Source organism: Staphylococcus carnosus, assembly GCF_900458435.1.
In the GTDB taxonomy this organism is placed as follows: domain Bacteria; phylum Bacillota; class Bacilli; order Staphylococcales; family Staphylococcaceae; genus Staphylococcus; species Staphylococcus carnosus.
In genome coordinates, this window is record NZ_UHCT01000001.1 from 761,871 (window position 1) to 774,430 (window position 12,560).

General features: G+C 33.9%; 14 protein-coding genes. 7 read left to right on the forward strand and 7 right to left on the reverse strand.

Annotated elements, in window-relative coordinates:
* The first annotated feature begins 74 nt into the window (after positions 1 to 74).
* A complete protein-coding gene (locus DYE31_RS03340) occupies positions 75 to 1,199 on the forward strand; it encodes an FAD-dependent monooxygenase (RefSeq protein ID WP_015901039.1) in 1,125 nt (374 codons plus the stop codon).
* A 64-nt stretch (positions 1,200 to 1,263) separates the two neighbouring features.
* On the opposite strand, the gene DYE31_RS03345 is transcribed toward DYE31_RS03340, so the two are convergent.
* From DYE31_RS03345 to DYE31_RS03360, 4 genes are all read right to left on the reverse strand, one after another.
* Positions 1,264 to 2,235, reverse strand: coding sequence for a 2-hydroxyacid dehydrogenase family protein (locus DYE31_RS03345; protein ID WP_015901038.1), 972 nt, complete (start codon positions 2,233 to 2,235; stop codon positions 1,264 to 1,266).
* Between the two features lie 81 nt (positions 2,236 to 2,316).
* The gene (locus tag DYE31_RS03350; protein ID WP_015901037.1) at positions 2,317 to 2,631 is read right to left on the reverse strand and encodes a DMT family transporter; all 315 of its coding nucleotides are present in this window, start codon (positions 2,629 to 2,631) and stop codon (positions 2,317 to 2,319) included.
* Complete coding sequence (locus DYE31_RS03355) at positions 2,631 to 2,963, reverse strand: DMT family transporter (RefSeq protein WP_015901036.1); 333 nt, start codon at positions 2,961 to 2,963, stop codon at positions 2,631 to 2,633. Before DYE31_RS03355 ends, DYE31_RS03350 begins: the two co-directional genes overlap by 1 nt.
* Positions 2,964 to 3,086: 123 nt before the next feature.
* Complete coding sequence (locus tag DYE31_RS03360) at positions 3,087 to 3,467, reverse strand: DUF4870 domain-containing protein (protein ID WP_015901035.1); 381 nt, start codon at positions 3,465 to 3,467, stop codon at positions 3,087 to 3,089.
* A 441-nt stretch (positions 3,468 to 3,908) separates the two neighbouring features.
* Here DYE31_RS03360 and DYE31_RS03365 point away from each other — a divergent pair, with 441 nt between their 5' ends.
* From DYE31_RS03365 to DYE31_RS03375, 3 genes are all read left to right on the forward strand, one after another.
* A complete protein-coding gene (locus DYE31_RS03365) occupies positions 3,909 to 4,979 on the forward strand; it encodes an NAD/NADP-dependent octopine/nopaline dehydrogenase family protein (RefSeq protein WP_015901034.1) in 1,071 nt (356 codons plus the stop codon).
* Between the two features lie 21 nt (positions 4,980 to 5,000).
* Entirely contained in the window at positions 5,001 to 6,380 is a 1,380-nt protein-coding gene (nhaC, locus tag DYE31_RS03370; protein ID WP_015901033.1) for a Na+/H+ antiporter NhaC, read from the forward strand.
* A gap of 318 nt (positions 6,381 to 6,698) precedes the next feature.
* Complete coding sequence (locus DYE31_RS03375) at positions 6,699 to 7,202, forward strand: hypothetical protein (RefSeq protein ID WP_015901032.1); 504 nt, start codon at positions 6,699 to 6,701, stop codon at positions 7,200 to 7,202.
* 173 nt (positions 7,203 to 7,375) lie between these two features.
* On the opposite strand, the gene DYE31_RS03380 is transcribed toward DYE31_RS03375, so the two are convergent.
* Positions 7,376 to 8,167 carry a CHAP domain-containing protein gene (locus tag DYE31_RS03380; protein ID WP_115314361.1) on the reverse strand — a complete coding sequence of 264 codons (792 nt, stop codon included), beginning with the start codon at positions 8,165 to 8,167 and terminating at the stop codon, positions 7,376 to 7,378.
* Positions 8,168 to 8,812: 645 nt separating this feature from the next.
* Here DYE31_RS03380 and DYE31_RS03385 point away from each other — a divergent pair.
* From DYE31_RS03385 to DYE31_RS03395, 3 genes are all read left to right on the forward strand, one after another.
* A complete protein-coding gene (locus tag DYE31_RS03385) occupies positions 8,813 to 9,862 on the forward strand; it encodes an LLM class flavin-dependent oxidoreductase (protein WP_015901030.1) in 1,050 nt (349 codons plus the stop codon).
* An 18-nt stretch (positions 9,863 to 9,880) separates the two neighbouring features.
* Positions 9,881 to 10,246 (forward strand): DoxX family protein, encoded by a 366-nt coding sequence (locus DYE31_RS03390; RefSeq protein ID WP_015901029.1) that lies wholly within the window; start codon positions 9,881 to 9,883, stop codon positions 10,244 to 10,246.
* 333 nt (positions 10,247 to 10,579) lie between these two features.
* Positions 10,580 to 10,936 carry a transcriptional regulator, SarA/Rot family gene (locus tag DYE31_RS03395; protein ID WP_015901028.1) on the forward strand — a complete coding sequence of 119 codons (357 nt, stop codon included), beginning with the start codon at positions 10,580 to 10,582 and terminating at the stop codon, positions 10,934 to 10,936.
* Positions 10,937 to 11,099: 163 nt separating this feature from the next.
* On the opposite strand, the gene DYE31_RS03400 is transcribed toward DYE31_RS03395, so the two are convergent.
* Both DYE31_RS03400 and ureG read right to left on the reverse strand, forming a co-directional pair.
* The gene (locus DYE31_RS03400) at positions 11,100 to 11,939 is read right to left on the reverse strand and encodes an urease accessory protein UreD (RefSeq protein WP_015901027.1); all 840 of its coding nucleotides are present in this window, start codon (positions 11,937 to 11,939) and stop codon (positions 11,100 to 11,102) included.
* Positions 11,939 to 12,553: an urease accessory protein UreG gene (gene ureG, locus DYE31_RS03405; protein WP_015901026.1), complete on the reverse strand. Its 615-nt coding sequence runs from the start codon at positions 12,551 to 12,553 to the stop codon at positions 11,939 to 11,941. Before ureG ends, DYE31_RS03400 begins: the two co-directional genes overlap by 1 nt.
* Positions 12,554 to 12,560: the final 7 nt, after the last annotated feature.

Below are 12,560 nucleotides of genomic sequence, written 5' to 3' on the forward strand. Positions count from 1 at the left end.
TGTGAGAACAGTATTGATTGACTAAAGAGGGAATATGATAGAATAAAGATAACGTGAAAATGAGGTGTTAGGATATGAAAATAGCAATCGTAGGTGGCGGTATCGGTGGTTTAACAGCTGCTGCGCTATTACACGAAAACGATAATGAAGTACATGTATTTGAACAGCACAATAAAATTGAAGAAGTAGGTGCTGGTATTGGTATCGGCGGGAATGTGATAGACAAACTTGGAAACCATGATTTAGCCAAAGGTATTAAAAACGCAGGCCAAGTTATTAATGAGCTGGAGTTTTTAGATGACCATGGGAACATCTTAAACAAAGCTTACCTGAAAAAAGGAACTATCAATCTGACATTGCCGCGTCAAACTTTGATTGACATTATTAAATCTTATGTACCAGAAGAGGCTATTCACACTAATCATAAAATTATTCGAATTGAACAAAACAGCTCTAAAGTAACTTTGACAGAAGAGAACGGAGCACAGTCAGACTTTGATTTATGCATTGGGGCAGATGGGCTTCATTCTATTATTCGACAAGAACTTGACCCTAAATCTACGGTAAACTATCAAGGCTATACGGTATTTAGAGGTATGGTAGACGATATAAGATTATCAGATCCCAATACTGCTAAAGAATATTGGGGGCCGAAAGGGCGAATCGGTATAGTCCCTATGCTGGATAACAAAGCTTATTGGTTTATTTCAGTGAATGCCAAACAAGGCGACCCTAAATTTAATGATTTTACGAAACCATATATTCAAGCTTATTATAATCATTATCCAAATGAAGTACGCCGTATATTTGATCAAACAAGCGAAACAGGAATTTTACACCATGATATTTATGATTTAACACCGTTAAAGACTTTTGTCTTTGGACGTACTGTATTATTAGGTGATGCCGCACATGCAACAACACCGAATTTGGGACAAAGTGCAGGTCAAGCTATGGAAGATGCTATTGTATTGGCAAATTGCTTAAAAGAATATGATTTTAGAGAAGCTCTAGCAAGATATGACAAGTTACGTGTTAAACATACTGCAAAAGTAATTAAAAAATCTAGAAAAATTGGTAAACAAGCACAATTAGCTAATGGTTTGTTAGTTGGTTTGCGAAATGCATTGATGAAGCGTTTGCCTTCAAAACTCATTAGCAGCCAAGTAAAATTTATCTATAAAACTAAAGAAAAATAAAGTATAAAAAATCCGGAACACTCTATCATGAATGTTCCGGATTTTTTGTCTTTAAACAGGTGATTTATTTTTCAACACCATTAACAATATATTTTGGAGCTTTATCTTCTTTAATGACATCCACTGTATTATCAGCAACAATTTTAGCCATTGCATCACGTGCTTCAAAAGTAGCATTACCGATATGCGGTGTAATAACTACATTATCCAATGATTTCAAATCATCATTGATTTCAGGTTCGAATTCATAAACATCAAGTGCTGCACCTTCGATATCTTTATTTTTTAAAGCATCTGCGAGTGCTTGTTCATTTACAATCGGACCTCTTGCTGCATTAACAAGATAAGCTGTATCTTTCATTTTTTTTAATTGCTCAGTATCAAACATGTGATGCAATTCTGGTTTATAAGCAGCATTAATTGTAATAAAGTCTGCTTTTTCCAACATCGTATCTAAATCTACATATTTAACACCGAGTTCACGTTCTTTTTCTTCCTTACGATGAGGACCTGTATATAAGACATCCATATCAAATGCTTTGGCACGTTTTGCTACTGCTGAACCGATAGCACCTAATCCGACAATACCAAGTACTTTACCTGAAACTTCACGTCCTCTGAAGAATAATGGTGCCCAGCCATCAAAGCCTTTCGTACGAGATAATTGGTCGCCTTCAGGAATACGGCGAGCAACAGCAAGTACAAGTGCAAATGTAAGTTCAGCTGTTGAACGTGTTGAAACGTCTGGTGTATTTGTTACATAAATACCTTTTGCTTTAGCAGCGTCAATGTCTACGTTATTAAAACCAGCGCCATAGTTTGCAATAATTTTAAGATTTTCTCCACTATCAATTACTTCTTTATCTACGTTAGTAGAAAGAATGCTAATTAAAGCATCGGCATCTTTAACACGTTTTTTTAATGTTTCTTGATCCACTACACCTGGACCATCATACATATCAATTTCAATTTGATGTTTTTCTAAGATATCCAATCCAACTTGCGGAATGGGACCAGCAATAAATACCTTTGCCATATAAAAACACTCCTTTTCTGACTTCTTATATCAAGTATATTAAAAGGATGTTATAGAAACAATGAAAACACTTTCTTAATCTTATGTGATAAGTTTAAGTCCAACTGCAGAAACAACAATTAGACCAATAAAAGTAATTCGCCAGATATTTTTAGATTCATTATAAAAAATCATGCTAATCAGTGTTCCGCCACCAGTGCCAATACCTGTCCAAATAGCATATGCTGTTCCCATTGGTATCTCTCTCATTGAAAGTGAAAGTATGCTGAAACTGAATATAAACGCAATACCTAAATATAAAATAAAGATTTTCTTGCCAGTACGGTTAAGCTCATTTAATAATATTACACCTAATATTTCAAAGCATCCGGCAATTAATAAATAGATCCATGCCATTAGGATGTTCCCTCGCTTTCTTCATTATCAGTAGAAAGTTTTAAACCTAAAATACCGATTAATAGTAGGGCGAGTAGAAACAACTTGGTAAAGCTGAATGGGTCACCATAAAAGACCATATCTATAATGACAGTGCCTACAGTACCAATACCCACAAAGATGGCATAAGCTGTACCGACTGGTAAGGTTTTGCATGCTGAAATCACAAGTGCAAAACTGAGTGCAATTATTAAGAGTGTAATGCTCCAACTAAGAACTGAGTCTGCATTTTTAATGCAAGTAACCCATATGATTTCTACGATTCCAGCTAAAATAACTTTTAACCAGCGCACTTTTCTACCTCCTATCAATATTAATTTGTCAACATTATATATTCTCTCAAATTTAAATGAGACTTACAATATATGAATTTTGAGTATAAAAAACGAAGCGCTGAAGGCTTCGCTTTTACAAACTTATTTGAGAAATGGGATAGATAATGGAATTAAATATTTTTCTCCATTATAGGCTTTGACAGCTGCTACAATACTGAAAATGAAATGCATGATAGCTAATACTACAAAAGTAACAAAACCGATTAACACTAACATTAAGACAGTAGAAATTAAAAACCAAATTGTGTAAGAAATAACTGAGTTAAAATAATCTTTTCCAGTTTTATTTACAAATTGGGATTCAGAACCTTTAATCAACCAAACAATTAAAGGGCCGATAATTGAAGTAAAGAAACTTAAAATATAAATTAAGCTCGCAAATAATCTTTCGTCTTGAGTTGGAAACTGTTCGTATTTTTCAACTTCATCGTATACAGGTTCAAATTCTGGATTATTATCCATAAGTGGACCTCCTATATCCATTTGTTGAGTTAAATATAACAGTAATTGAAAGATAAAGATATGGAAATCATACATTTTCAACAAATATGTTGTTTAATAATCGATATTTATAAGAACTGCAGACTATGAACGAAGTTTCAAATTATAAATTTTGAAAAATTAGTATTAGGTAACAAAATTATATTTTAATATTTGCTTAGTCATGTTACGATACGTATAACATACTATTTATGCAGTGATAGAAACTGTCGTGACAGTTAGGTAAGCGTTTACATATAAAACCTGATAAGTGATGACAGTTTCTAATTTTTTCATAAAGGCTATATAAATAAGTACATATGTTTCATTTTAAGTTGAGAGACCGTCTATATCTTTATCCATTCTATAAAGCTTATAGCGGTCTCACATACTCATGATAATTTAAAGAAAGAAGGTTAAGTTATGAAAATCGCAATTGTAGGTTCAGGTAATGGTGCTGTCACATCAGCTGTAGATATGACAAATCAAGGCCATGATGTTAAATTATATTGCCGAAATGCTTCTATCGAAAAATTTGATAAAGCAATAGAACAGGGTGGTTTCCACTTTCATAATGAAGGAGAAGAAAGCTTCGTTAACTTCACGAATGTCAGTGATGATATTGAAGAAGTAATTTCAGATGCTGAAATTATTCAAGTGATTATCCCTTCTACTTTTATTGAATATTATGCAAAAATTATGGCGCCTTTTGTGAATGAAAACCAGCTTATTTTCTTCAATATGGCAGCTGCTATGGGATCAGCACGCTTTATCAATGTATTAGAGGATGAACATATTGATGTACGTCCCCATTTTGCAGAAGTAAATTCCTTAACATACGGTACGCGAGTTGATTTTGATAATGCAGTCGTAGATTTATCACTTAATGTACGTAAACTCTATTTTACTTCTTTTTATCAAGATCAACTTAGTGATGATTTTGAGAAAGTAGAACAAATCTATCCTAATATTGTTAAAGAAGAGAATTTATGGAAAACGAATTTAGAAAACGGGAACCCAGAAGTACATCCAGGACCAACTTTATTGAATGTAGGACGAATTGATTATTCAGGAGACTTCTCATTATATAAAGAAGGTATTACAAAACACACAGTACGCTTGTTGCATGCTGTTGAATTAGAACGCCTTTCTTTAGGACGTCGATTAGGTTTCGAATTACAGACAGCTAAAGAAGCACGTATTCAGCGTGGATACTTGGAACGTAATGATGAAGATGAACCGCTTAATCGATTGTTTAATGAAAGTCCGGTCTTCTCACAAATTCCTGGACCAAATAAAGTTAAAAATCGTTATTTAACAGAGGATATTGCGTATGGATTAGTTTTATGGTCAAGTCTTGGGCGTGAAATTGGGGTAGAAACGCCTAATATAGATGCAATTATTGTAATTGCATCAACAATCTTAGAACGTGATTTCTTTGATGAAGGTTTAACAATTGATGAATTAGGACGTGAAAAAGTCGGATTAGATTAAAATTGAACAGGGGGAATGGATATGAAGCGAAAACCAACATTTTTAGAAGCGGCTTCTACAATTATTGTCATGATGATTTTAGTTATTGTAGGGTTTGTAGTATTCGGTATACCCGTACAACCGCTTCTCATCTTATCAGCTGCCTATGCTTCTGTGATTGCATGGCGTGTAGGTTTGCGTTGGAAAGACTTAGAAGAAGGTATTACAGCAAGGCTCGGTACAGCCATGCCGACCATCTACATTATTTTATGTGTAGGAATTATCGTAGGAACATGGATGTATTCAGGGACTGTTCCTGCCTTAATATATTATGGATTAAAATTACTTAACCCGAATTACTTCCTTGTTTCAGCATTCATTATTTCAGCAATTACATCTATGGCAACAGGAACAGCATGGGGATCTGCGTCTACAGCAGGGATTGCATTAATTGCGATTGCACATCAATTAAATATTGATGCAGGAATGGCAGCTGGTGCAATCATTGCTGGGGCGGTTTTCGGAGATAAATTATCACCATTATCAGATACAACAAACCTTGCAGCAATGGTAACAAACGTAAATATATTCTCACACATCAAAGCGATGCTTTGGACGACTATACCAGCATCACTAGTTGGTATTGTTGTATGGTTCTTTGCAGGGCTTAAACATAAATCAGGTGCAGATAAAAGCCAAATCAATGCGCTATTACATCAAATTGAAGGTGTATACCATTTGAACTTTACAGTTTGGATACCTGCATTAGTGATTATTGCTTGTTTATTATTCCGTTTTTCTACAGTACCGGCAATGTTAGTATCAAGTGTTGCTGCGATATTAGTAGGATCATTTAACCACCATTTTAAACTGGCTGATGGTTTTAAAGCTGCATTTGATGGCTTCAAACCAGATATGATTACACATCATATACATTTGAATGAAAAGGCATCAACATTGCTTGCACAAGGCGGCATGATGAGTATGACACAAGTTATCGTTACTATATTTTGCGGTTATGCTTTTGCAGGTATTGTTGAAAAGTCTGGATGTCTGACTGTTCTTCTAGATACAATCAAAGACAAAGTCACTTCACCAGGTACATTGATTTTAGTAACAATCGTTTCAGGATTGATTATGGTACTTGCTGCTGGGGTTGCTTCTGTGGTAATCATTGTAGTAGGTATGTTGCTCTATGATATGTATGATGAAATGCACTTATCTAGAACAAACCTTTCACGTACACTAGAAGATTCAGGTACGATGATTATTCCATTGATTCCATGGGGAACATCAGGTATTTATTACACACAACAGCTTGGTGTAGATGTATATTCTTACTTTATTTGGACAGTACCTTGTTATTTATGTATTGTCTTCGCATTATTCTATGCATTTACGGGTTGGACTGTAAAAAAGTGAAGTCACCAAACGAAATACACTACACGCAACATGGATAATATACGTTAAGCAAATAACATAAAATATAAAAAAACACTTATGAAACGTTATGATTCATAAGTGTTTTTTGCTTATTTAGATGATTATAAAAGGGTACTTAAATTGTTCGCAAATAATTTTAAGTGAATCGGGTATAACTAAATAATGGTGGTAATACAATTGTAGTTATCGAAGAAGGATTAATTGCATTTTCCAATCATTTTTATTGAAATAATATTGTTAATAATGTTTAGCTAAGCGCTGATTTGGCTAATAATATAATATGAATGAGGTGGTTCCGTGTTATATGTAGTAATACTTGTAGCGATATTACTATTGTGTCTAGGAATTCATCGATACTTCAATTTAGATAATTTAACTTTAAAATATCCTTCTATTATCTATTTAGTGATCAGCTTTATATTGTATTTCGTAGCGATTTTGCAATATAGAGTTGATTCTACTATGTCGGAATTTTTAGCACATGAAATACTTGTGACAACGATTTTCGGATTATTGATATTTTGGACTTTATCTCAAACAAATAAAACGAAGGATACGGTTGTTTATACAATTTTAATTATTATTGCTTCTATTGGTGCAGTACTAACTAGAAGTCCTCAATTCGGGCTTAATGCATCAATGGAAATGCTGATTGTAAGAATGGTACTTACAACAGCATTAGCCGTAGGATTAGGCGGCTATGTTTTGTATAGACAGTTGAAAAAACCTGTTTCCGAAAGTTTCCCGTTACTTTATATATTGGCATTTGCCTATTGGGTAATGGTAGCATTTTGGATGTAGAGATAATAAAGTGCGTATAAGAAAAAGTATAAAGTTAAAGTCGGCAATTCGCAGTAAGACGAATTTGTCGGCTTATTTTATTTCTCTAAAAGAGAGAGGTAAGCAGACTTTAAGAAACAAAAAAACAGTTGATACAAATTGTACCAACTGTTTAATCATTTATTAACTTTAAATTAGCGAATGTAGTTGTATCCAGCAGCTTGGCTAGCTGAGATAGTACGTGAAGTTACAACACCAGGACCATGACCGTAGTTCATTTCTGAAACGCGGATTGAACCATTGCTGTTAACACTTTCAACGTATGCAACGTGACCATAAGCACCTTGGCTAGTTTGCATGATAGCACCTGCTGCAGGGCTGTTGTTTACTGTGTAACCAGCTGCTGCTGCTGCGTTAGCCCAGTTATTAGCGTTGCCCCAAGTTGAACCTACTTTACCGCCAGCGCGATCGAATGCATAGTAAGTACATTGACCAGCAGTGTAGTAGTTAGCGCCACTTGAAGTACGGCTAGACATTGTGTTTGAGCTAGTTGATGGAGCAGAAGTTGTTGATACTTTAACATTGTTGTCTGATGTTGAGTAAGTAGCACCCATTCCGCCAGTACGTGGTGTAGAACCAGCATTGTTATTGTTGTAGCTTGAGTAGTTGCTGTAGTTATTGTTAGCAGTGTTGTAGTTGCTGTAGCTTGAGTAGTTGTTGCTGCTAGTGTTATTGCTGTAACCATTGTTGTATTGAGCGTAAGTTGAGTAGTTATTGTTGAAACGGTTATCTTTGTTCCAGTTACCTTCCCAAGTGTAGTGGTAGTTACCTTGTTGATCTATTGTATAAGAATAGCTGTAAGAATAAGGATCGTTAGGGTTGTATCCATTATTGTTTTCTGCTGCATCTGCATCGTGGTGAGATAAAGTTAAAGCTGCGATTCCTGTTCCTACTGTAGCGATTGTAGTTGTAGCGATTTTATTCATAATAAAATATCCTCCTAAAGATAATAAGCTAAATGTTTTATTTTAATAATAATTCTCGTGTCTTAATTTACATTACTTTAAATTTTTTATTAGTGCGTTTTTTTCTTTCTCTTAACGACAAGACTTACTTTACCAAAAAAATTTGGGTTTGTGTGCGTTGTTATCGTTTTGTAATTTAGTTCTAATAATTAACTACTTGTATGTAATAACCATACTTATTGACATATTAGGTGGAAATGTTGATTTTATGGACTTTTTAACAATATTAATTCATTGTAAATATCACTAATGTTACAACGTTGTAATTTGACAGAAAAATTAAAAATATTGATTTTGTATTTTTAAATAGCATTTAATCTAATTTCAAACCAATTTAAATATATGATTGAACGATAGTTAGATACTAAATTGAGTCACATTCAGCTAACATATTTGTTATTTCAAAGGTTAGACAAGTAACCATTTTTAAATTAGTTGAGTGAAAAAATGAAGCACACTTATTTCGAGTATGAATTTATTGCTATTATTTTTTTACCATATTATAGAAGAAACTAGTTTTTTTGGAGAAAAATCTAAAGCGTTGACTTATTTTAAGAAAAAGGGTATGATGCAAGTATAAAAATTATACCTAGCGAGGTGAAACATGTGAAAGTAGAAATTGGGATGACTTCATTTGCAGATACAAATGACATACACACAGAAAATGGTGTTCAAGAAAAGTTATCAGCTGATGAAAGAATTCGTCATATTGTAGAAGAAATAAAACTTGCTGATGAAGTAGGGCTTGATGTGTACGGGTTAGGAGAACACCATCGTTCAGATTATGCAGTATCTGATCCAGTAACAGTTTTAGCAGCAGCTGCTTCATTGACACAACGTATTAAATTAAGTTCAGCCGTAACCGTTTTATCATCTGATGATCCAGTATGTGTCTATGAACGCTTTGCTACATTAGATGCGGTATCCAATGGACGTGCTGAAATAATGGTAGGACGTGGTTCGTTTATTGAATCTTTCCCTTTATTTGGTTATGACTTGGATGATTATGACCGATTGTTTGTGGAAAAATTAGAGTTGCTGAAAGAAATCAATCAACATGAAGTGGTAACATGGGAAGGTACAATGCGACCTGCTATAAAAGGACTTGGTGTATATCCTCGTGCAGTTCAAGATGAGATTCCAATTTGGCTGGCTACTGGAGGTACACCAGAATCTTCCATTAGAGCTGCTGAATTTGGATTACCGATTACTTATGCAATTATCGGAGGTAATCCAAAGCGCTTTAAACGCAACATTGCAATTTATAGAGCAGTAGCTGAATCAAGAGGCTATGATTTAGCTGATATGCCAGTTGCCGTTCATTCTTGGGGTTATATTGCAGATACAGATGAACAAGCACAACGTGAATTTTATGAGCCTACAAAAGTACATCATGAAATTATTGCGAAAGAGCGTAATTGGCCGCCATATACTGAAGCGCACTTCCAAAGAGAAATCAGCGATGAAGGTGCAATGTTTGTCGGAAGTCCCGAAACTGTAGCGCGAAAAATGATTAAAGTTATAGAAGAATTAGGATTGAATCGTTTTATGCTGCATATTCCTGTCGGGTCAATGCCTCACGAACGTATAATGAAAGCTATTAAACTTTACGGAAAAAGGGTAAAGCCTATAATAGAAGATTATTTCAATAATTAATTAAAGGAGCATATCAATATGTTATTACGTTATTTAAACAACATTAAAGTAGGTAAAGAATTATTACAAGCATCAGAACCAAAATTAAAAGGTGATCCGCAAATGAAAGATGCATTTGAAAATCATTTCGGTTTACCAAGTAAAATGGTTACAGTAGCAGGTACTTTGGAAGCAACAAGCGGTCTATTATATCTTTTAAGCTTCGGCAATAAAAAAATGACTCGTATTGCTTCATTAATTACATTTGGTGTTTTAGGCGTAGCAGCTTACAAACATTATGAAGCTGGAGATGGAAAAGCAGGTGCGCAACATGCGTTAGATTTATTAAAACTTGCTGGCCTTTCTACTCTTGATACAATCACATTACCAAATTGCAAAAAATAATAAATAAAATTATGAATAACGATGGTATATCTTTTTAGGTATATCATCGTTTTTTATTTAAAGGTAGTTGTTATTCTGTGAAATTTGAGTATATTAATAGAGGATTAAATTGAATGCTTGGAATTTAAAATGTATAGAGGTTAATAACTTAAAGAAGTGAGAACAGATTTCATTTAATTGGAAAATCAGCGCTATGATTTATTAAATTTTAAAAATAAATGGATTATTATAGAAAAATGTTATAGAATGATTTACATAAGCAAAACTCATTTCAAAATTCCGATTAATTCACCTAGCATCTTGAACCTACATCATGAAGGAGTGAATTCCATAATGGAAAATAAGATTGTTATTAATGATTTATCAAAGTTTGTGACAGTTGCACAAAAGGTACGAGAAATTACTGCACACATTAAAAGTGAACAACAGATTTCTTTTGAAGAATTATTTATCCTGAACTACATTCAAAATAGTGAAAAAGACAGATCTGAATTCAACGTTAAAGAAATTATTCAATTATCGCATCTTAAACCTTATTTTATTTCTAAAGCAATTCAAAAATTGAAAGAGCGTGGATTATTAAGCAAAAAAAGAAATAAAAATGATGAAAGAACTGTAATTTTAGTTATTGATGCAGCACAAAGACAAGAAATTGAAAGCTTATGCAATGCTATCAGTAAAATTTTTTGATTTAAGTAACAAGCAGTTAAGCGAATTAAATAAAATAGATAAAGGAAAGTTTTGAGTGAGCGCAAGCCTTTCGATAAAGTGATGGGGGTTGTCACGTATGATCGATGGGAAAAAACAAAAGCTGTTCAGCATATTTATGATATGCTGAACAGCTTTTTGCTTTTTAATATTTTCTTAAGAAGTTTACATCGCGATTATAGAATTGATTAACAACATTGTTTTGTACTTCTTTTAAAATTGACTCAATAATATCTGTTTGATGTGCTAAGATACGAATGGCTAAACCATGTGTTGCAAGTTCAGTAATACCGATTCTGCACTCATTTTCTGACATAAAAGGTTTCATCACTTCATATAATTCATCAAGCGTTTGTTTCGTAATATCAGGATGAATGAAGTAGCAAGAACCTAAATGTGAATAGCCTTCCATATAACCTAAGGCGTCAACTTTATTTTTGTTAGGGTCTAAGAGCATATTATCAAATACGACCAATTCATCATTTACGTAAATCTCGTTTAACAAATGGAGATAATCATATGTGAAATGACGTTCATCTGGAGAATAGCCAGGTGTTAAAATGTCAGTGTAAAACATTGCACCTGTTTTAGCCAAATGGAATTGATTACGTTGATAAAATTTAGCATCTTTATATGCAATAATCGGATCTCCAACATATTCTAGATAGGCATTATCTTCAATATGAAAATTTTGATATTGCTCAACATGATCTTTTAATGTTTTATAGATTTTTGTTGCACCCTGAGAAGTCAGTGTGACAGATGCGTTTTCTTGTACACGAATATCAAATTTATAACGGTCGCCATCTAAATAACCGCCGCCGACATTTACAATGTAGAAAGTCGGAATATCCGACCCATTTAAATAAACAGGGCGGATGACTTTCAATGCCTTTTCAAAAAAGATATCACGTGCAACTGAACGTTCACCATCATGAAAGATAGACAGATTAAGTTGTCCTGTCCATTCTTGATTTTTACTCATTAAGCTAATCCTTTAAGCAATACATCACGTTCAATCCATTCAATCACGTTGTCTAAACCTTCTTCAGTTTTTAAGTTTGTGAAAGTAAATGGACGGTTACCACGGAAAGTATTTGTATCTTCAGCCATTTGGTCTAAAGAAGCGCCGACATATGGTGCTAAATCTGTTTTATTAATAATAAAGAAGTCAGATTTAATCATACCTTGTCCACCTTTACGTGGAATTTTTTCACCTTGAGCCACATCAATAATATAAATAGAGAAGTCAACTAACTCTGGACTGAAAGTTGCTGCCAAGTTGTCTCCGCCTGATTCAATAAAGATTAAATCTAAATCGCCATGACGTTCCATTAATTCATCAATTGCTGCAAAGTTCATAGAAGCATCTTCTCGGATGGCAGTATGCGGACAACCGCCTGTTTCTACGCCGATAATTCGATCAGCAGGTAATACGCCTGTGTTAACTAAGATTTTTTCATCTTCTTTTGTATAAATATCATTTGTAATGACACCGATACTCATATCTTTTGAAAGATGTCTTACAAGTTTTTCTACGAGTTCGGTTTTTTCTGCTCCAACAGGGCCGCCGATTCCAATTTTAACTGGATTAGACATAATTTAT

Excerpts from the sequence above, each read along its gene's own strand:
- DYE31_RS03340 (WP_015901039.1), top strand. The coding sequence starts at position 75 with ATGAAAATAGCAATCGTAGGTGGCGGTATCGGTGGTTTAACAGCTGCT.
- DYE31_RS03345 (WP_015901038.1), bottom strand. The coding sequence starts at position 2,235 with ATGGCAAAGGTATTTATTGCTGGTCCCATTCCGCAAGTTGGATTGGAT.
- DYE31_RS03350 (WP_015901037.1), bottom strand. The coding sequence starts at position 2,631 with ATGGCATGGATCTATTTATTAATTGCCGGATGCTTTGAAATATTAGGT.
- DYE31_RS03360 (WP_015901035.1), bottom strand. The coding sequence starts at position 3,467 with ATGGATAATAATCCAGAATTTGAACCTGTATACGATGAAGTTGAAAAA.
- DYE31_RS03365 (WP_015901034.1), top strand. The coding sequence starts at position 3,909 with ATGAAAATCGCAATTGTAGGTTCAGGTAATGGTGCTGTCACATCAGCT.
- nhaC (WP_015901033.1), top strand. The coding sequence starts at position 5,001 with ATGAAGCGAAAACCAACATTTTTAGAAGCGGCTTCTACAATTATTGTC.
- DYE31_RS03380 (WP_115314361.1), bottom strand. The coding sequence starts at position 8,167 with ATGAATAAAATCGCTACAACTACAATCGCTACAGTAGGAACAGGAATC.
- DYE31_RS03390 (WP_015901029.1), top strand. The coding sequence starts at position 9,881 with ATGTTATTACGTTATTTAAACAACATTAAAGTAGGTAAAGAATTATTA.
- DYE31_RS03395 (WP_015901028.1), top strand. The coding sequence starts at position 10,580 with ATGGAAAATAAGATTGTTATTAATGATTTATCAAAGTTTGTGACAGTT.
- DYE31_RS03400 (WP_015901027.1), bottom strand. The coding sequence starts at position 11,939 with ATGAGTAAAAATCAAGAATGGACAGGACAACTTAATCTGTCTATCTTT.
- ureG (WP_015901026.1), bottom strand. The coding sequence starts at position 12,553 with ATGTCTAATCCAGTTAAAATTGGAATCGGCGGCCCTGTTGGAGCAGAA.